Source organism: Pseudomonas sp. MNR3A, assembly GCF_009650575.1.
Lineage (GTDB): Bacteria > Pseudomonadota > Gammaproteobacteria > Pseudomonadales > Pseudomonadaceae > Aquipseudomonas > Aquipseudomonas machongensis.
Map to the genome: position 1 here is coordinate 60,781 of NZ_VZZS01000020.1, position 19,448 is coordinate 80,228.

At 63.0% G+C, this 19,448-nt stretch carries 13 protein-coding genes; 12 read left to right on the forward strand and 1 reads right to left on the reverse strand.

Annotation, left to right across the window (positions count from 1 at the left end):
- Window positions 1–21: 21 nt before the first annotated feature.
- From F6X62_RS15700 to accC, 6 genes are all read left to right on the forward strand, one after another.
- Window positions 22–1,638 carry a PleD family two-component system response regulator gene (locus F6X62_RS15700; protein ID WP_153774081.1) on the forward strand — a complete coding sequence of 539 codons (1,617 nt, stop codon included), beginning with the start codon at window positions 22–24 and terminating at the stop codon, window positions 1,636–1,638.
- Window positions 1,639–2,933: 1,295 nt separating this feature from the next.
- Complete coding sequence (locus F6X62_RS25670) at window positions 2,934–3,713, forward strand: methyl-accepting chemotaxis protein (protein WP_371926308.1); 780 nt, start codon at window positions 2,934–2,936, stop codon at window positions 3,711–3,713.
- Between the two features lie 218 nt (window positions 3,714–3,931).
- Window positions 3,932–5,698 (forward strand): protein-disulfide reductase DsbD, encoded by a 1,767-nt coding sequence (locus tag F6X62_RS15710; protein ID WP_153774083.1) that lies wholly within the window; start codon window positions 3,932–3,934, stop codon window positions 5,696–5,698.
- 179 nt (window positions 5,699–5,877) lie between these two features.
- Window positions 5,878–6,330 (forward strand): type II 3-dehydroquinate dehydratase, encoded by a 453-nt coding sequence (aroQ, locus tag F6X62_RS15715; RefSeq protein ID WP_054894203.1) that lies wholly within the window; start codon window positions 5,878–5,880, stop codon window positions 6,328–6,330.
- Window positions 6,331–6,439: 109 nt separating this feature from the next.
- Window positions 6,440–6,904 carry an acetyl-CoA carboxylase biotin carboxyl carrier protein gene (gene accB, locus F6X62_RS15720; protein ID WP_054894204.1) on the forward strand — a complete coding sequence of 155 codons (465 nt, stop codon included), beginning with the start codon at window positions 6,440–6,442 and terminating at the stop codon, window positions 6,902–6,904.
- A 17-nt stretch (window positions 6,905–6,921) separates the two neighbouring features.
- Window positions 6,922–8,277 (forward strand): acetyl-CoA carboxylase biotin carboxylase subunit, encoded by a 1,356-nt coding sequence (gene accC, locus F6X62_RS15725; RefSeq protein ID WP_054894205.1) that lies wholly within the window; start codon window positions 6,922–6,924, stop codon window positions 8,275–8,277.
- Window positions 8,278–8,450: 173 nt separating this feature from the next.
- On the opposite strand, the gene F6X62_RS15730 is transcribed toward accC, so the two are convergent.
- A complete protein-coding gene (locus F6X62_RS15730; protein WP_153774084.1) occupies window positions 8,451–12,338 on the reverse strand; it encodes a dermonecrotic toxin domain-containing protein in 3,888 nt (1,295 codons plus the stop codon).
- Between the two features lie 186 nt (window positions 12,339–12,524).
- Between F6X62_RS15730 and prmA the strand changes: the two genes are divergently transcribed.
- The 6 genes from prmA (at window position 12,525) to purD (ending at window position 19,418) form a co-directional block, all read left to right on the forward strand.
- Window positions 12,525–13,403: a 50S ribosomal protein L11 methyltransferase gene (gene prmA / locus F6X62_RS15735; RefSeq protein WP_054894207.1), complete on the forward strand. Its 879-nt coding sequence runs from the start codon at window positions 12,525–12,527 to the stop codon at window positions 13,401–13,403.
- A 54-nt stretch (window positions 13,404–13,457) separates the two neighbouring features.
- Complete coding sequence (locus tag F6X62_RS15740; protein ID WP_153774085.1) at window positions 13,458–14,753, forward strand: DUF3426 domain-containing protein; 1,296 nt, start codon at window positions 13,458–13,460, stop codon at window positions 14,751–14,753.
- A gap of 168 nt (window positions 14,754–14,921) precedes the next feature.
- Window positions 14,922–15,935, forward strand: a complete 1,014-nt coding sequence (gene dusB / locus F6X62_RS15745; RefSeq protein WP_054894209.1) for a tRNA dihydrouridine synthase DusB — start codon at window positions 14,922–14,924, stop codon at window positions 15,933–15,935.
- Window positions 15,932–16,252, forward strand: a complete 321-nt coding sequence (gene fis / locus F6X62_RS15750) for a DNA-binding transcriptional regulator Fis (RefSeq protein ID WP_029614158.1) — start codon at window positions 15,932–15,934, stop codon at window positions 16,250–16,252. Before dusB ends, fis begins: the two co-directional genes overlap by 4 nt.
- Window positions 16,253–16,332: 80 nt before the next feature.
- A complete protein-coding gene (purH, locus tag F6X62_RS15755; RefSeq protein WP_063546312.1) occupies window positions 16,333–17,940 on the forward strand; it encodes a bifunctional phosphoribosylaminoimidazolecarboxamide formyltransferase/IMP cyclohydrolase in 1,608 nt (535 codons plus the stop codon).
- Window positions 17,941–18,122: 182 nt separating this feature from the next.
- On the forward strand, window positions 18,123–19,418 hold the full coding sequence (gene purD, locus F6X62_RS15760; RefSeq protein ID WP_065861657.1) for a phosphoribosylamine--glycine ligase: 1,296 nt from the start codon (window positions 18,123–18,125) through the stop codon (window positions 19,416–19,418).
- Window positions 19,419–19,448 lie beyond the last annotated feature (30 nt).

Sequence of the window (19,448 nt, forward strand, 5' to 3'; positions counted from 1 at the left end):
CCTCCAACAAGCAGTCAGGACATGACCCAGCCAGCCGAGCCCAGCCACGAGCGCTTGAAGCAGCATTTCGCCCAGCGGGTCATCCATCAGGCCCGACAGATCCTCGAGATCTGGCAGCGCCTGCAGCGTGGCGAGTGGTCGAGCGCAGGGCTGGGCGAGCTGAGCGACGCCAATCTGCGCCTGCAACGCTACGCCGACCGTTTCGAACAGCCCGAGCACGGCAGCCTGTCGACGGCTATCGGGCAGACGCTGAGGGCCATCGAAGCGAACAGCACGCGGCTCAATTCAGAGCTGATCGGCGAGCTCAGTCGCCTGATGCAACGCTTGTCGCGCACCGGCCTGCGCAAGGGCGACCAGCTCGATCATGTGCCCCTGCCGCCCTTGCGCAAGCCGGTTTACATACTGCTGCAGGACCATGACCGCGCCGAACGCCTGGCGCAACAGCTGGAGTTCTTCGGGTTGGGGGTGCAGGCACTGGGCAACGCCGATGCCTTTCGTGCCTCGATGAGCGAACGCCTGCCTTCTGCCATCGTCATGGATGTCGATTTCAGTGGCCCCGGCCAGGGCCTCAAACTGGCCGCCGAAGCCCAGCAAAGGCTGGAGCTGCACATTCCGCTGCTGTTCTTCAGCCTCCACGAGACCGACACCCCGACCCGCCTGGCCGCCGTGCGCGCCGGCGGCCAGGAGTTCCTCACCGGCACCCTGGAAGCGTCCAGCCTGCTGGAGAAGGTCGAACTGCTGACCAGCGCCGCCCAATACGACCCGTTCCGGGTGCTGATCATCGATGACTCGCGCGCCCAGGCCATGCACACCGAGCGCCTGCTCAACGGCGCCGGCATCATCACCCGCACGCTCACCGAGCCGATCCGCACCATGGCCGAGCTCGCTGACTTCCAGCCCGACCTGATCATCCTCGACATGTATATGCCCGACTGCACCGGTACCGAACTGGCCAAGGTGATCCGCCACAACGACCGTTATGTCAGCGTACCGATCATCTACCTGTCGGCCGAGGACGACCTGGACAAGCAGCTCGACGCCATGAGCGAAGGTGGCGACGACTTCCTCACCAAGCCGATCCGCGCCCGCCATCTGGTGACCACCGTGCGCAACCGCGCCGCCCGCGCTCGTCATCTCAAGGCACGCATGGTGCGCGACAGCCTGACCGGGCTGTACAACCATACCCACATCCTGCAACTGCTCGAAGACTGCAGCTTCCGCGCTCGCCGCGAGGAACACCCACTGAGCTTCGCCATGCTCGACATCGACCATTTCAAGAAGATCAACGACCGGCATGGCCATCCCATGGGCGACCGGGTGATCAAGAGCCTGGCGCTGTTCCTCAAGCAGCGCCTGCGCAAGACCGATTTCATCGGCCGCTATGGCGGTGAGGAATTCGCCATCGTCATGCCCAACACCGGGCTGGAAGCTGCGCACAAGGTCCTCGACGAGATCCGCCAGCGCTTCGCCGAAATCCACTATCCCGCCCAGCCGAACGACCTGCAGTGCACCTTCAGCGCCGGGGTGGTGCAACTCGATGACACGCTGGACGCGCTGACCATGGCCAGCGCGGCGGATGAGGCGCTGTACCGGGCCAAGCACGCGGGGCGCAATTGCGTGGTGAGGGTCGAGCCCTAGACTGGCACTCTGCCACTTTTTTATGGCGCCACCCCGTCCTCGTCATCACCCGGTCACAAAATCGCAATAACTTCAGGCACCTACCTCTCCATTCCCGCAGGAAGTTCGCGGCTATGCGCCTGAAGTGGCTGACCAATTTCAACACCCTCTTGCTGGTGACCGTATGCTTCGCCCTGGGCGCAACCCTGTGGTGGTCGCAACGTGCACTCGAGCGTCCCTACCAGATGATGGAGCGCTACCTGGGGCTGTCCCAGCAGTTCCAGAACGAGGCCGCCGCCAATATCCAGGCCTACCTGGCCAGCGGCGACGCCCTGCGCCACGCCTCGGCCATGGAGGCCAACAAGCAGCTGCACAGCGCCCTTGGAGAATGGCCAGACGCACTGGCCGCCAAGCTTCGCCCGAGCCTGGACAGCCTGCAGGGCTTCACCGCCAACGAATTGCTGGCCGCCGGCAAGCTGGCCGGTGATCCGCAGGCACTGCTGCTGCAAGCCGAGCGCGAGCTGGGCGCCAACCTTGAGCAACTGGCCGGTTATGCCCGCGACAGCGGCAACGCCGAGGCTGGTCGCTACCTGGCCCCGCTGATGGACGCCTCGCTGCACCTGGGCCGCCTGGCAATGGCCCGCGACAAGCTGGTCAGCAGCGGTCGCGCGGAACTGGCCGACGAAGTGGAGCGTGAACTGCAACAGATCCGCGCCCAGGCGCAAATCATCGACAGCCTGCCGTTGCTGGGGGTGACCCGCGCGGCCGAATCCAACGCCGACGACTTCGCCGCGATGATGGGCCTGCAAAGCCAGGGCAGCGAGCAGAAGGAAGACGTTGCCGTGAGCCTCAAGCGTGAATTGCAGAGCTTGCTCGGTCGCTATCCGGCCGAACTGCAGCGCACCCGTGAACAGATCGAGCGTCGTGCCGCACTGGCCGCCAGCACCAGCGAGCGCCTCGAAGCTGTGCGAAAGGCCATCGCCGGACTGGAACCAGAGGTGCGTGGTCAGCACGCGAAGATCGCTGGCGAGGTCCGGGTCATCCAGGGCCTGATGATCGGCCTGATCCTGCTGATCGCCCTGCTCATCGACACCTTGCAGCGCCGCCTGACACGCACCCTCACCAGCCTTGCGCCGGCCCTGTCGCGCTGGGCCGAGGGCGATTTTGCCCAGCCGGTCGCCCTTGGCAAGACCAACCTCGAACTGCACGACATCCAGGAGTCGCTCAACCGGCTGCGCCAGTACCTGGTGACGCTGGTCGGCACCATCCGCCACAACGCCGAGCAAGTCGCAGGCAGCAGCCATGCCCTGGCCGGCATGAGCAGCGCGCTGCATGACGGTGCCGAACGCCAGGCAGGCGATACCGCACAGATCCGCGATGCCCTGGGCGAGCTCGAAGCGACCATCCAGCAGGTGGCCGGCGATGCCAGTTCGGCCGCCGATGCCAGCCGCGACGCCGGGCGCGCCGTGGAGCACGGCCAGGCGGTGATCGGCCACAGCCTCTCCGGCCTGCGAGCACTGGTCGATGAGGTGCAGGGCAATGCGCAGTTGATCGAACAGCTGGCCGAGGAGTCGGCGACCATCGGTGGCGTGCTGACGGTGATCCGCTCGATCGCCGAGCAGACCAACCTGCTGGCCCTCAACGCAGCGATCGAAGCGGCCCGTGCCGGGGAAATGGGCCGCGGCTTTGCCGTGGTGGCCGACGAAGTACGTTCGCTGGCCCAGCGCACCACCGGCGCCACCGGCGAGATCCAGTCGCTGATAGACCGCCTGCAACAGGCAGCGCGCGAATCGGTGAATGGCATGCGCACCCAGCTCGAACACGCCGAAGCGACCGCCAGCCAGGCCCAGGCGGCGGATGGTGCGCTGGATGAGATTGTCAGCGCGATTCGCACCATCTCCGATACAGCGGTGAGGATTGCCGACGTCACCGCCCAGCAGAGCGGTGCAGTGAGCGAGATCCGCGACCACAGCGAGCGGATTCATGCACTCGGTGAGGACAACCTGCAACGCATAGGCGAAGGGCGCGAGCAGGGTGAGCAGTTGCTGCAACTGGGTGGTGAGCTGAATACCGCTGTGGGGGCCTTCAGGGTGTGATCGACAGGCTTGGCTCCTTCGCGGGCAAGTCGCAGCGGCGAACCGCCGCTCCCACAGGAACCGCGCCAGCAGGAGGTTTCCTCGCCGCTACCCAGTGGGAGCGGGCTTGCCCGCGAAGGGGCCAGGCCTGCAAGCAGCCGAACCTGCGACCACCTGTCATCCCCGGCTCCAGCCAACTCCGTTATCATGCCGGGCACGTTCCGCCTCGCGAGTCCGCCATGCGCCGCCTGTTCCTCCTGCTGTTCCTGCTGCTGGCCAGCCCCACCTTCGCCTCGGGCCTGCTCGACAACCGTCCCAGCGCCACCCTCGGCGCCGCCTCGCTGTCCAACAGCGCCGATTTCCTGCCGGTCCACGAAGCCTTCAAGCTCGACCTGATCAGCGCCGATGCCCAGTCGATCAAGCTGCGCTTCGTCGCCACAGAGGGCTATTACCTCTATCGCCATCGCTTCCAGTTTCGCAGCGAGCCGGCCGACATCGCCCTCGGCAACGCACGGATTCCCCAAGGCGAAGCCAAGCACGACGAGTTCTTCGGCGATGTCGAGGTCTACCATGGCATCGTCGACATCGAAGTACCGCGCACCGACTCGCGCGCCTTCACCTTGCTGGTCGGCTACCAGGGCTGCGCCGACAAGGGATTGTGCTATCCGCCGGAAACCGCACGACTGTCGATTCCCGGCGAAGGCAGCACCTTGTCCACCACCACGGCCGAGGGCTGGAGCTGGCAGACCTTGCTGCTGTTCTTCCTCGCCGGTCTGGGCCTGACCTTCACGCCCTGCGTGCTGCCGATGCTGCCGATCCTCTCGGGCGTGGTGCTGCGCGGCCAGGTGGGAGGGTGGCGCGGCTTCAGCCTTTCGCTGGCCTACGTGCTACCGATGGCTGCCAGCTTTGCCGCGCTCGGTGCGCTGATGGGCCTGTTCGGTGCCAGCCTCAACCTGCAGGCACGTCTGCAGTCGGCCTGGGTACTGGTGCCCTTCGCCCTGTTCTTCGTGGTGTTCGCCCTGGCGATGTTCGGGCTGTTCGAACTCAAGCTGCCGCACGCCCTGAGCCAACGCCTGGACCGCGTCGCGAGCAATACCCGCGGCGGTTCGCTGCTCGGTGCTGCAGTGCTGGGCGTGCTTTCCAGCCTGCTGGTCTCGCCCTGCGTGTCGGCACCACTGGCCGGTGCCCTGCTCTATATCAGCGCCAGCGGCGATGCCCTGGGCGGGGCACTGAAGCTGTTCGCGCTCGGATTGGGCATGGGCGCGCCACTGCTGCTGGTGGCGACCGGCGGTGCCGCCTGGCTGCCCAAGAGCGGGGCGTGGATGAACACGGTGAAGAACGTGATCGGGGTCCTGCTGCTGGGCGTGGCGCTTGGCCTGCTCAGCCGCGTGTTGCCGGGGCCGGTGACCTTGCTGCTGATCGGCCTGTTGTCGGCAGGCGTGGCGCTGTTCCTCGGCGCGCTGGAGTTCGTGGTCAAGACCCCACGTCAACGCCTGGCCCAGCTGCTGGGGCTGCTCTGCCTGGTCTATGCACTGGCGTGCTGGTACGGCGCCCTCGCGGGTCAGGGCGATCCTCTGCGTCCATTGCCCGGCCCCGGCGTCAGCACCTCGTCCCACGCCACCTTCCAGGCAGATGCGTGGCAAACCCTCACCACCCCTGCCGCCCTGGAAGCCGCATTGGCCCAGGCCAAGGCCGCAGGCCAGCCGGTGCTGCTGGACTGGTACGCCGACTGGTGCATCAGTTGCAAGGTGATCGAACATGAAGTACTCAACGCGCCACAGGTGCAGGCCCAGCTGAACGGCTTCAAGCTGCTGCGGTTCGACCTGACCGAGAGCAACGCCGAACAACGCGCCCTGCTCGACCGCTACACGCTGTTCGGCCCACCCGCCTTGTTGTTTTTTGCCGCAAACGGCAGCGAAATGACCACTGATCGGGTGGTAGGCGAGGTGAACGCCGACGAATTTGCGAAAATTCTCACCGGCATGCGCAGCAAACTCGGTCTATAACTTCCCGCGCACCGGTAACTTTCTCCAACGAAGTGACCAGAGCTGATCATCTGGTCACATACTTTGCGCGAATCTCGGTCATCGTGCTGGCTATTGCAGGGAACTGGACACTCGCTAGTCTCTTGCGGCATAGTCGCCGCGCTATGTCGAATTGCCCTACAAAACCAAGGAAACCGCAGATGGCCACCCTACTGGTGCTGCACGGCCCCAACCTCAACCTGCTCGGTACCCGCGAGCCGGGAGTCTACGGCGCCGTCACCCTCGCCCAGATCAACCAGGACCTCGAGCAGCGCGCACGCGCCGCCGGCCACCACCTGCAGTACCTGCAGAGCAATGCCGAGTACGAACTGATCGACCGTATCCATGCCGCGCGCAACGAAGGCGTGGACTTCATCCTGATCAACCCGGCCGCTTTCACCCACACCAGCGTCGCATTACGTGACGCATTGCTCGCTGTGAGCATCCCATTCATCGAAGTGCACCTCTCCAACGTGCACAAGCGTGAACCGTTCCGTCATCACTCCTACTTCTCCGATGTGGCAGTGGGCGTGATCTGCGGCCTGGGCGCCAGCGGTTACCGGCTAGCCCTGGAGTCTGCTCTGGAACACCTGGCTGCCAACGCACAGCCCTGATGACGCAAAGCCCAGGCCTACATGCCTGGGCTTCGAAACACTACGAAGAAACGTTTTCGACACGTTTTGATAATTAAGTCCCCGACCGAACCTTGGGAGTTGCTGATTAATGGATATCCGTAAAGTCAAAAAGCTGATCGAACTGCTGGAAGAGTCCGGCATCGACGAACTGGAGATCAAGGAAGGCGAAGAGTCCGTTCGCATCAGCCGTAACAGCAAACAACCTGCCGGCGCCCAGTACTTCGCCCCCCCAGCGCAATTTGCCGCTCCGGCCCCTGCCGCCGCAGCCCCCGTGGCCGCCGCCCCGGCTGCCGAAGCCGCTGCAGCACCTGCCCTCAAAGGCACCGTGATCCGCTCGCCGATGGTCGGTACCTTCTACCGCAAGCCTTCGCCAACCTCGCCGAACTTCGCTGAAGTCGGTCAGTCGGTGAAGAAAGGCGACACCCTGTGCATCGTCGAAGCCATGAAGATGATGAACCACATCGAAGCCGATATCGGCGGTGTCATCGACGCCATCCTGGTAGAAGACGGTCAGCCGGTTGAGTTCGACCAGCCGCTGTTCACCATCGTTTGAATCGCGGAGAGCCAACGATGTCTGGGAAGCTCGAAAAAGTCCTGATCGCCAACCGCGGGGAAATTGCCCTGCGGATCCTGCGTGCCTGCAAAGAGCTGGGCATCAAGACCGTCGCGGTCCACTCCACCGCTGACCGCGAACTGATGCACCTGGGCCTGGCAGACGAATCGGTCTGCATCGGCCCTGCATCGTCGAAAGAATCCTACCTGCACATCCCGGCGATCATCGCTGCCGCCGAAGTGACTGGCGCCACCGCCATCCACCCGGGCTACGGCTTCCTCGCCGAGAACGCCGACTTCGCCGAGCAGGTGGAGAAATCCGGTTTCGCCTTCATCGGCCCTAAAGCCGACACCATCCGCCTGATGGGCGACAAGGTTTCGGCCAAGGACGCGATGATCAAGTCGGGCGTCCCGACCGTGCCGGGCTCTGACGGCCCACTGCCGGAAGACGAAGAAACTGCACTGGCCATCGCCCGTGAAGTCGGCTATCCGGTGATCATCAAGGCCGCCGGTGGCGGTGGTGGTCGCGGCATGCGCGTGGTGCACAAGGAAGAAGACCTGATCGCCTCGGCCAAGCTGACCCGTACCGAAGCCGGTGCTGCGTTCGGTAACCCGATGGTCTACCTGGAAAAGTTCCTGACCAATCCACGTCACGTGGAAGTTCAGGTACTGTCCGATGGCCAGGGCAACGCCGTGCACCTGGGCGACCGCGACTGCTCGCTGCAGCGCCGTCACCAGAAAGTACTGGAAGAAGCGCCGGCCCCCGGCATCGACGAGAAGGCCCGCCAGGAAGTCTTCAAGCGTTGCGTCGATGCGTGCATCGAGATCGGCTACCGCGGTGCAGGTACTTTCGAGTTCCTGTACGAGAACGGTCGCTTCTACTTCATCGAGATGAACACCCGCGTCCAGGTCGAGCACCCGGTTTCGGAGATGGTCACCGGCATCGACATCGTCAAGGAGATGCTCAGCATCGCCGCTGGCAACAAGCTGTCGTTCCGCCAGGAAGACGTGGTGATCCGCGGTCACTCGCTGGAGTGCCGGATCAACGCCGAAGACCCGAAGAAGTTCATTCCGAGCCCAGGCACCGTCAAGCACTTCCATGCTCCGGGTGGCAATGGCGTGCGGGTCGATTCGCACCTGTACAGCGGCTATTCGGTTCCGCCGAACTACGACTCGCTGATCGGCAAGCTGATCACCTACGGCAAGGACCGCGACGAAGCCATGGCACGCATGCGCAATGCCCTGGACGAGATCGTTGTCGACGGTATCAAGACCAACATCCCGCTGCACCGCGACCTGGTGCGTGATGAAGGTTTCTGCAAAGGCGGCGTCAACATCCACTACCTCGAGCACAAACTGGCCAACCAGGAGTGATCGCTTGTTGAGGTAGCACGCCCGGCGATCGCTGCGATGCCAACCACTGGCCTTTCAGAAAAAACCGGGGATGCCACAAAAAACCGATGCCAGAATCTGGCATCGGTTTTTTTTTGCTATCTACCCAGGACAGAGCAGGTCACCCAGGCTCGCATGAGCGGGATATCCGCTTGTCAGAGGCTCACCACTGAGATCGCCTGCAAGGCGAGTTCGTCCGGGGCCGGCGCCAATCCAGCAGCATCTTCCACGACTCCGCCTGACCGCTCGTACAGTGGGCCGGCGCGGAAACGGCTTTTGAATCTGAAGGCGCGAGCGGGCACACCCGGCAACCGGAAATTGGCCTTCTTCATGATCGGATCAAGTACTTGTTCGACCAACCTCGCAGGCGTTCGATAGACACGCGTAACCCCAGTTCCTAGATTCAGCGTCATGCCGTAGCTACCGCCAAAACACGACGAAAACGACCAGTGCTGCCAGCTTGCCTGGATTCCCTGGCGCCTGAGCAACGTACGCACGGCGCCGCCAATATCCACACCGCCCAGCCAGTCGCCGCCGACCATGACTGCCCTGACGCCCGCGCCATTCTGCGCAGCACCAATCTCCGTCAGCACTTGCCGCAGTGCGGGCTCGATCAGGCTGCGGACATTGTGATCAACATGCAGTACCGCACCTGCACGTGTTGCAGGGTTATACAAGGATACCGCCACACAGGACTGTGCATTGACGGTATACAGGTAGTCATCCGCCCTCCCCAAGTGTCGCGCCACTACGGCTTCTCCCTGCAGAGCGCCACGTATCTGCGATGGCGCACCCTCACCGTCGGTAATTTGCCGTGCCTGCGTCAGGGTTCCAGCATCCTGCACATGATTGCCGCCGCGAAGGCCTGTGCTGTTGGCAACCCATCGGCCATCTTCATGCAATCGCACTGCCTGGCGATGGTAGCTCTGCGGGCGATTGGCCTTGAACACCCGTAAGGTGGCCTGCTCGACGTCGTGTGTGACCTTGTAGTAACGACCGCCCGAGTGGATGAAATGCTCTGCATTGGCAGCGTCCTCGGCGCCGCTGCGGTAGGTGCCCTTCCAGATGCCGTCCTCCGTCACCTTGTGCAGATCGCCAGGCTTGCTCTTGACTGCCCAGGACTTGTCGAACTGCAGGGAGGGGGTTCGTGTCGCACCCGTCACCTGAGGGCGGCGAACAACTGCCTGGCGCAAGGGCGCAAGCGCTGACTTGAGCATTCCCAGGCTCACTCCCGGCACACTCAACACCGCCCCCAACAAACTCCACGACGCTTCCAGCCAGTTCTGCAGGGCCACCGCGGTTTCCCATCGAGTATGGGCGACAATGGCCTTTTTCAAAGCGGAGGCGGTCATGAAGGCACCAAACGCTATGGCGAACGGCGGATACACCAGCAATGGCAGTGCGCTGAACAAAACGCCTTTGAACACCTGGGCGCGAATGACCTCGGCTTTGCCAAGGGTCGCATCCTCGACATCGGCGAGCGCATGCTCGATGAACGCGTTGTACTCCCCGGCCACCGTCACCACCTGGTTGAGCCCACGCAGGGAATCACGATGACTGTCGCCACTGGCCAACCTCCTCAGGCGCGTGCTGACCTTGGATCTGGAGGCCAACGTAACGCGGTTGAGCAGATAATCGTAAAGCACGCCCGTACCTGTGGCGTTCAAGGACTGATAGGGACGCAGCAGAACACCATCCGGGGCGTCCGGGGTATACAGCCAGTCAGTCGCCACTTTGTCTGCCACATCGCGCAGGACATAGGCGCCCAGTACGAAACAGCCGTCGATCGACAAGCGAAACACCCCCGAACTCTCGACCACCGTTTCCGACTCACTGACGATGTCGGGCTGGCTCAACGTCCGCCCCAGCGCCGTCACCAGTGCAATCAGTTTCGTATAGGTCGCTTGATCGAGTTCAGCCTTGATACTGGCCAGGCGCAAATCGCGGTCCATCGCCGAGATCAGCGCACGACCGAACATCTTCCGGCGAGCCGCATAATCCGCCGAGGACTCGTTCAGATAGTGCTCGCGTATGTGTGTGATGTACGTCTCGCCAACGTAAGCGCGACGTGCATAGCGCGTAAAGTCGTGGCTGCGCAGAGCGCTCAGGTCCTGGCCAACCAGAGAGCGCACGCCCTTATTCGGGTTGTCCAGGCCAGAATTGTCGTCATATCCATAGCAGACCAGATCGACCAGGTTCATCGTCAGCGGCGTATCCGTGCCTGTGGACGGCAGATCGAACAGAATAGACTCCGGGTCAACCTGTTCGGTGATGCCCTTGTCGGCCAGGTAAGGCTTGATGGCAGTCTCGACGGTACGCCGGGCGAACGCGTGAAAACCTTCATAATCCTGCATCGACGCGGCAAACACGTGCTCAGCTTGCAACGCCACCTGCTTTTCCAGGTTGATCACGCGCTTTTGGCCAATGTTCAGATTAAGTGCGTAATACGGCGCAATAGAGGCCTCGATCTCATCCTCGGCCTTTTTATTGCTCAAGCGCACCCGTTCGGCCAGGCATGCCTCGTAACCCGTCAGGGCTCGCCTGCGATCCAGACTCAGGGACCATTCGGAAGGTTTTTCCACAATGCTCAGGATGGATGCACTGACCGTGGCTCGTTGAACGAAGGGAACCTGGCTCAACAGATAATGACGACCCGTTTCCTCCGCCAACCAACCACCGATTTCACTGTTGAGCGCGCGCTGTGATACCAGCTCTATCCACTCCTGGCCATCTGGTTTACCAGGGGCATACAGCACAAAGGCGTCATCTGCTACGGCGAACAACAACAAGTCACTGCAATCTGCGCCCGCCCACAACTGCAGAGGGCAGATCTCGTCGCCTGGCGGCTCCTGGGCGAGCAATGCCACGACCTGATCATGACGCGCATCCGACAGGTGCCCTTTCTTGCTGGCAATCAGCAGGCTGTAGCGCAATTGCATGTCATAGAGTTCTAGCTGCGCCAACCCGACTTCAGCGTCCTGATGGCGTTGCTTGAGGGTCGTCAGGAAGCTGTGCGGTGCATCGAGTTCGCTCAACAAGACCTGCAGTTGCTCAGCGGAAGGTGGCTTGCAATGCAGTAACGGCATACTTACCTGGAGCGGCTTGTATACCTGCGTCACGTCAATGGCGCCTTCCATCACCAGTTCGGTAAGCGTCTGTGTCCTGACGCTCACATTTTCCGTGGCTGACGGTTCGCATTTGACGGTGATGAGGTCGGCAGACAGTGGCAGGTCGAAATGCTCGCGCAGATAGGCGCTCGCCAGGCTGCCCGCATGCTCACGCAACGAGCGCGCACTACCGAGCAAGTTTTCGAGCGTTGACTGTGCTCCGTCACAAGCACCCTGAGCAGCACTCAGCGCCGCGACGTCCTCGGCATTCAAATTGCGATACCACTCCGGCAGGTGCTTGCGGACAAGCCTGTCGATCACTTGCTTCTCATCGTCATCGGAGAGAAACAACAACGCAGGCTGCGCATGCCAGTCCCGCTCCTGCTCCCGAATCAGCGCCCGCACCTGGGCACTGGTCATCGCGGCAACCTGTGGCGCGCCCAGCGCGGCTTCAAGATCGATGCAATGCTGCTCGCAACGTTGGCGGATTCGCTTCTGGTACTCGAGCACATCACTCAAGCCCTGGGGCTTCGTCTCCCAGTGGCGGGTGAGGTAATCCCGGTAGGTTTCAACCATGCGCCCACCGATGCCCTCCACCAGTTGTTCGACCTGCTGGCGCCGTTCCAGCGGCACTTCGAGCGGCTCACCGTCGCTGATGCGATAGATGGCATGTTCTGCTTCGTCATAGAGCACCGGCTGCTGGGTGGCCAGGCGCTGCAGAGCGGCATCCAGCAGGTCCTGGATGAAAGTCGGGTCGATATCTTCGGTGTAGTAGGTGCGCAGTTGCACAAGCGCGTCGCTTTCGATTGCCTCGATAAAGCTCAGCTGGGAGTTGCGTCGTTGCTCGAAGGCCGCACTCCAGCGCCCGAGTCGCTCGATGATGGAGTGGGCCGACGAATCGTCAATGGGGGAATGGGTAGCGGGCTGATCGTTCATGACGCTATACCTCGTAGGCTTGGGGGCCCGAATTCTAGGTAGCGCCACGGCACGACCAGCGGTAGTTATTTGTTCGACGGATCATCCTGCGGCCTGTCCGTACGGGACGCGCTCGCGTAAAATGCTCCATTTGGCAGTCGTAGACTGCCTCTTCGATCACACCGAACCACATTTAAGGTGCCCGCCATGCCCTGGCTGCAAGTACGTCTGGCCATCAGCCCGGAACAAGCCGAAACCTACGAAGACGCCCTGCTCGAAGTCGGCGCCGTCTCGGTCACGTTCATGGATGCCGAAGACCAGCCGATCTTCGAACCGGACCTCAACACCACCCCACTGTGGTCGCACACGCATCTACTGGCCTTGTTCGAAGCCGATGCCGAGCCCGAAGCGGTATTCGCCCATCTGCAGTTGCTGACCGGTGCAGCGCTCCCCGAGCACCAGGCCGAGGTCATCGAGGACCAGGACTGGGAACGCAGCTGGATGGACGGTTTCCAACCGATGCGTTTCGGCCAACGCCTGTGGATCGTGCCGAGCTGGCATGAGGCCCCGGAGAAAGACGCCGTCAACCTGCTGCTCGACCCGGGCCTTGCCTTCGGCACCGGCACCCATCCGACCACCGCTCTGTGCCTGGAATGGCTCGACGGCCAGTCGCTCGCAGGCACCCAGGTGCTCGACTTTGGCTGCGGCTCGGGCATCCTGGCCATTGCCGCCCTGCTGCTGGGCGCCCGCGAAGCGGTGGGGACCGACATCGACGTGCAGGCCATCGAAGCCTCGCGTGACAATGCCCAGCGCAACGGCATCGCCGACGAGAAGCTGGCGCTGTACCTGCCCGAGCACATGCCGGCGATGCAGGCCGACGTGCTGGTCGCCAACATCCTGGCCGGCCCGCTGGTCTCCCTGGCCCCGCAGTTGTCCGGCCTGGTGCGCCCTGGTGGACTCCTGGCGCTGTCGGGCATTCTCGCCGAGCAGGGCGAGGAAGTGGCTGCTGCCTACGCCGCCGACTTCGACCTCGACCCGATCGTCGTGCGCGATGGCTGGGTGCGTATCAGCGGCCGTCGTCGCTAGGCTACAGTTCGTGAAGCACCAGACTCCAACCCTGCACAACGCCCGGATCGCCGCATGACCGACAGTTTCGTCACCCAGTGCCCGCATTGCCAGACGCGTTTTCGCGTCACGTATCACCAGTTGAGCGTGGCCCGTGGGGTGGTGCGTTGTGGCCAGTGCCTGCAGGTGTTCAATGCCGCCCGGCAACTGCTCGAGCAAAGCCAGGAGGTTGCGCCGCCGGTCGCCACGGTACCGGTGGCGCCACCGGTGCCAGCAACGCCTGCGGTCGAGCCACCCGCGCCGAGCCAGGACGACTGGGCTGCCACGCTGGATGCCATGGATCTGGACCAGGAGCTTGCGCGCCTGGAGCGACGCGGCCCCCGCCCCGAGCGCCAAAACGCCGACCGCGACGAATCCTTGCAGGCGCGGCGTGACGATCAGCACCCGGAGCAACATGGTGACGAGCCCTTCGGCACTGCAACCGATGACCGCCTCGAGCCCGACTCGCAACCCACACCTGCACCGGTTCTGGTCGAGCAGGAGCCCCTCGACCTGGAACCGATAGCCCAGGAGCGTACCGAGCCAACCCTCGGACAGGCGCTTGAGCTCGACGACGAAGACACCCCCGCACACTTGCCCGCCGAACACGACGAACCAGCCACCGAGCGGCTCTCGTCCCTCGACGAGCCTCGTCCGGAAAAAGGCCTCTCGGCCCTGGACGACGATGTCGCGAATCTGCACCTGTCGGCACGTGACGACCACGACGGCGCCGAAGACGACGAACGGCTGGAGCCGGTCCTGGCCAGCAAACCCTCGCGCGCGCGCAAGGAACCATTGGTCGATGTGGTCGACGACCCGCTGCAACTGGACTGGCAAAAGCCCGCACCGAACTGGGGCAAGCGCCTGCTTTGGGGCTTCCTGGCGCTGCTCGCCGTTGGCCTGCTGGCCTTCCAGTACGTCTACTACCACTTCGATGAAATGGCCCGGCACGATCGTTACCGGCCGCTGTTCCAGCAACTGTGCCCGATCGTCGGCTGCCAGGTACCCACCCGAGTCGACATCGCGCGTATCAAGAGCAGCAACCTGGTGGTGCGCAGCCATCCGGACTTCAAGGGCGCGCTGATCGTCGACGCGATCATCTACAACCGCGCCTCCTTCAGCCAACCCTTCCCCTTGCTGGAGCTGCGTTTCGCCGACCTCAACGGGCAGTTGATCGCCAGTCGTCGGTTCAAACCCAGCGAGTACCTGTCGGGCGAGCTGGCCGGGCGTGGCGAGATGCCTAGCCAGACACCGATCCACATCGCTCTGGACATCCTCGATCCAGGCCCCAAGGCGGTGAACTACAGCTTGAGTTTCCGCTCCCCCGAGTAGCACGCCATACCTGAGGGAGCGCGGTGGGCGACATCACCAACCTAAATGTCATAAGCCCACAACTGTTCAGATTTTATCCAGTTCCATCTTTATCCGGTCACCGAGAGCGGGTATCATGCCATCCCTTTTTCGAACTCCAATGATCCGGCCCCACAACAGGGAACACCTATGTCGGCGGTACGCATCGGCCCATATACACTGCAGAACAACCTGATCCTCGCGCCTATGGCCGGGGTGACGGACCAGCCTTTCCGCACGCTTTGCAAACGTCTGGGGGCGGGCATGGTGGTGTCGGAGATGGTCACCAGCGACATGAACCTGTGGAACAGCCGCAAATCGCGCCTGCGCCGCATCCACGAAGGCGATCCCGAACCCCGTTCGGTACAGATCGCCGGTGGCGATGCACAGATGCTGGCTGCGGCAGCGCGAGCCAACGTCGAGTCCGGTGCCCAGATCATCGATATCAACATGGGCTGTCCGGCAAAAAAAGTCTGCAACAAAGCGGCAGGCTCTGCTTTATTGAGAGATGAAGCGCTGGTCGCTGAAATCCTCGACGCGGTGGTCGGTGCGGTCGATGTGCCGGTCACCCTGAAGATTCGCACCGGGTGGGATCGCTCGAACAAGAACGGCCTGAACGTGGCGAAGATCGCTGAACAGGCCGGAATCCAGGCGCTGGCGGTGCATGGCCGCACACGCGCCGACCTGTACACCGGTGAAGCCGAGTACGACACCATCGCCGCAATCAAGCAGGCGGTGTCGATCCCGGTTTTCGCCAACGGCGACATCACGTCGCCAGAAAAGGCCCGGGCGGTGCTGGATGCCACAGGGGCCGACGGCCTGCTGATCGGCCGTGCCGCCCAAGGGCGGCCATGGATCTTCCGCGAGATCGAGCATTACCTGCGGACAGGCGAGCATCTTCCGGCTCCCGGGCTGGATGAGGTGGAACGCATTCTGCTGGAGCACCTTGCCGCGCTGCATGCCTTCTATGGGGATGTGATGGGCGTACGTATCGCCCGCAAGCACGTGGGTTGGTACCTGGCAACACGCACGGGCGGCAGGGAGTTTCGCGCCCGCTTCAATGCCTTGGAAGATACCCAAGCGCAGTGCGCCAACGTTCGGGCGTTTTTCGCCGAACGTCGACAGAGCCTTGAGACAGAGGACGGACAAGGGGTGGCCGCATGACGATGATGACCGAGACATTAGTGAGTGGAACAACGCCCGTGAGCGACAACGCCAACCTGAAGCAGCACCTGAACACGCCGAGCGAAGAGGGCCAGACCCTGCGCGACAGCGTCGAGAAGGCACTGCACAACTACTTCGCCCACCTGGAAGGCGCCACCGTCACGGACGTGTACAACCTGGTGCTCTCGGAAGTCGAGGCACCGCTGCTCGAGAGCGTGATGAACCACGTCAAGGGCAACCAGACCAAGGCCAGCGAGATGCTCGGGCTCAACCGCGGCACCCTGCGCAAGAAGCTCAAACAGTACGACCTGTTGTAAGCCAGAATCCCAATCAGAAAAGGCGGCTCCGTTGAAAGAGGCGCCTTTTTTGCTGACTCCACCGCGTTATGGAATCCGAAATGACCGACCAGACTACCCGCCTGCCGATCCGCCGCGCCCTGATCAGCGTCTCCGACAAGACCGGTATCCTCGAGTTCGCCCGTGAGCTGCAACAGCTCGGTGTCGAGATCCTGTCCACCGGCGGCACCTACAAGCTGCTCAAGGATAACGGCGTGAACGCGGTGGAAGTGGCCGACTACACCGGCTTTGCCGAAATGATGGACGGCCGGGTCAAGACCCTGCATCCGAAGATCCACGGCGGCATCCTCGGCCGTCGCGGCACCGACGACGCCATCATGAACGAGCACGGCATCAAGCCGATCGACCTGGTCGCGGTCAACCTGTATCCGTTCGAAGCCACCATCAGCAAGCCAGGTTGCGACCTGCCGACCGCCATCGAGAACATCGATATCGGCGGCCCGACCATGGTGCGTTCCGCGGCGAAGAACCACAAGGACGTCGCCATCGTGGTCAACGCCAGCGACTACGCCGGCATCGTCGAAGGCCTCAAAGCCGGCGGCCTGACCTACGCCCAGCGCTTCGACCTGATGCTCAAGGCCTTCGAGCACACCGCCGCCTACGACGGCATGATCGCCAACTACATGGGCAGCATCGACCAGTCCAAGGACACCCTGTCGACCGAAGGCCGCAGCGAGTTCCCGCGCACCTTCAACAGCCAGTTCGTCAAGGCCCAGGAAATGCGCTACGGCGAGAACCCGCACCAGAGCGCGGCGTTCTATGTCGAGGAAAAGAAAGGCGAGGCCAGCATTTCCACCGCCGTCCAGTTGCAGGGCAAGGAACTGTCGTTCAACAACGTGGCCGACACCGACGCCGCGCTGGAGTGCGTGAAGAGCTTCGTCAAGCCGGCCTGCGTCATCGTCAAGCACGCCAACCCGTGCGGCGTGGCGGTGGTCCCGGAAAACGAAGGTGGCATTCGCAAGGCCTATGACCTGGCCTACGCCACCGACACCGAGTCGGCGTTCGGCGGCATCATCGCCTTCAACCGCGAACTCGACGGCGAAACCGCCAAGGCCATCGTCGAGCGTCAGTTCGTCGAAGTGATCATCGCACCGAAAATCTCCCAGGCCGCCCGTGACGTGGTCGCCGCCAAGCAGAACGTACGCCTGCTCGAGTGTGGCGAATGGCCTGCCGAACGCGCTGCTGGCTGGGACTTCAAGCGCGTCAACGGTGGCCTGCTGGTGCAGAGCCGCGATATCGGCATGATCAGCGCCGAGGACCTGAAAGTCGTCACCAAACGCGCGCCGACCGAGCAAGAGATCCACGACCTGGTGTTCGCCTGGAAAGTCGCCAAGTTCGTCAAGTCCAACGCTATCGTCTACGCCAAGAACCGCCAGACCATCGGTGTCGGTGCCGGCCAGATGAGCCGCGTCAACTCCGCTCGCATCGCTGCAATCAAGGCCGAGCATGCTGGTCTGCAGGTACAGGGTGCGGTCATGGCTTCGGACGCGTTCTTCCCGTTCCGCGACGGCATCGACAACGCCGCCAAGGTGGGTATCAGCGCTGTGATCCAGCCGGGTGGCTCGATGCGTGATGCAGAAGTCATCGCCGCCGCCGACGAAGCCGGTATCGCGATGGTGTTCACCGGTATGCGCCACTTCCGCCACTGATTTATGGCAATCGGCCGCACTGAAGCAGGCATCTGCTGCGTTGGGGCCGGTTCCGCTGATGCTCATTGCCAGAAGGCAACTCCGCTCATCGGAACCGTCCCCGCCTTGCATCTACCAGCTTCATTGCGACCTCGTACAGCGAGAAGCATTGTCTCTCGTTCGACAGATTTCGAGGTTTTGACATGAAAGTTTTGATCATCGGCAGCGGCGGCCGTGAACACGCCCTGGCCTGGAAAGTCGCCCAGGATCCACGCGTCGAGAAAGTCTTCGTGGCCCCGGGCAACGCCGGCACGGCCATCGAAGCCAAATGCGAGAACGTCGCCATCGACGTCTGCGCCCTGGAGCAACTGGCCGATTTCGCCGAGAAGAACGTCGACCTGACGATTGTCGGCCCTGAAGCGCCACTGGTGATTGGCGTGGTCGACCTGTTCCGCAGCCGCGGCCTGGACTGCTTCGGTCCGACCAAGGGCGCAGCGCAGCTCGAAGGCTCCAAGGCCTTCACCAAGGATTTCCTGGCTCGCCACAAGATCCCGACCGCCGACTACCAGAACTTCACCGAGATCGAGCCGGCGCTGGCCTACCTGCGCGAGAAAGGCGCACCGATCGTGATCAAGGCCGACGGCCTGGCCGCAGGCAAAGGCGTGATCGTCGCCATGACCCTGCAGGAAGCCGAAGACGCCGTGCGCGACATGCTCGCCGGCAACGCCTTCGGTGAAGCCGGTTCACGCGTGGTGATCGAAGAATTCCTCGACGGCGAGGAAGCCAGCTTCATCGTCATGGTCGATGGCCACAACGTGCTGCCAATGGCCACCAGCCAGGACCACAAACGTGTCGGCGACAAAGACACCGGCCCCAACACCGGCGGCATGGGCGCCTACTCGCCGGCCCCGGTGGTCACGGCCGACGTGCACCAGCGCGTGATGGACCAGGTGATCTGGCCGACCGTGCGCGGCATGGCCGAGGAAGGTAACGTCTACACCGGTTTCCTCTATGCGGGCCTGATGATCGACAAGGCAGGCAATCCCAAGGTAATCGAGTTCAACTGCCGCTTCGGCGACCCCGAGACACAACCGGTCATGCTGCGCCTGGAGTCGAGCCTGGTGCTGTTGGTCGAGGCCGCATTCGCCAAGGCTCTGGACAAGGTCGAAGCACAGTGGGACCCACGCCCGAGCCTGGGCGTAGTGCTGGCCGCTGGCGGTTACCCGGGCGACTACGCCAAGGGTGACGTGATCGACGGCCTGGATGCTGCTGCCAAGATCGAAGGCAAGGTATTCCATGCCGGTACTGCGCTCAAGGATGGCCAGGTAACCACCAACGGCGGACGCGTGCTGTGCGCCACTGCCATGGGCAGCACCGTTGCCGATGCACAGCAGCAGGCCTACCGCCTGGCCAAGGAAGTCAGCTGGAACGGTAGTTTCTACCGTACCGACATCGGCTACCGAGCCATCGCCCGCGAGCGCGGTGAACACCAGCAGTAAACTGCGGCCCGCAGGTCGTAGCGCCATGGC

What these genes read in the sequence shown, in the direction of transcription:
- accB (WP_054894204.1), top strand. Translation starts at nt 6,440, where the DNA reads ATGGATATCCGTAAAGTCAAAAAGCTGATCGAACTGCTGGAAGAGTCC.
- prmA (WP_054894207.1), top strand. Translation starts at nt 12,525, where the DNA reads ATGCCCTGGCTGCAAGTACGTCTGGCCATCAGCCCGGAACAAGCCGAA.
- accC (WP_054894205.1), top strand. Translation starts at nt 6,922, where the DNA reads ATGTCTGGGAAGCTCGAAAAAGTCCTGATCGCCAACCGCGGGGAAATT.
- purH (WP_063546312.1), top strand. Translation starts at nt 16,333, where the DNA reads ATGACCGACCAGACTACCCGCCTGCCGATCCGCCGCGCCCTGATCAGC.
- F6X62_RS25670 (WP_371926308.1), top strand. Translation starts at nt 2,934, where the DNA reads ATGAGCAGCGCGCTGCATGACGGTGCCGAACGCCAGGCAGGCGATACC.
- dusB (WP_054894209.1), top strand. Translation starts at nt 14,922, where the DNA reads ATGTCGGCGGTACGCATCGGCCCATATACACTGCAGAACAACCTGATC.
- F6X62_RS15730 (WP_153774084.1), bottom strand. Translation starts at nt 12,338, where the DNA reads ATGAACGATCAGCCCGCTACCCATTCCCCCATTGACGATTCGTCGGCC.
- fis (WP_029614158.1), top strand. Translation starts at nt 15,932, where the DNA reads ATGACGATGATGACCGAGACATTAGTGAGTGGAACAACGCCCGTGAGC.
- F6X62_RS15700 (WP_153774081.1), top strand. Translation starts at nt 22, where the DNA reads ATGACCCAGCCAGCCGAGCCCAGCCACGAGCGCTTGAAGCAGCATTTC.
- purD (WP_065861657.1), top strand. Translation starts at nt 18,123, where the DNA reads ATGAAAGTTTTGATCATCGGCAGCGGCGGCCGTGAACACGCCCTGGCC.
- F6X62_RS15740 (WP_153774085.1), top strand. Translation starts at nt 13,458, where the DNA reads ATGACCGACAGTTTCGTCACCCAGTGCCCGCATTGCCAGACGCGTTTT.
- aroQ (WP_054894203.1), top strand. Translation starts at nt 5,878, where the DNA reads ATGGCCACCCTACTGGTGCTGCACGGCCCCAACCTCAACCTGCTCGGT.
- F6X62_RS15710 (WP_153774083.1), top strand. Translation starts at nt 3,932, where the DNA reads ATGCGCCGCCTGTTCCTCCTGCTGTTCCTGCTGCTGGCCAGCCCCACC.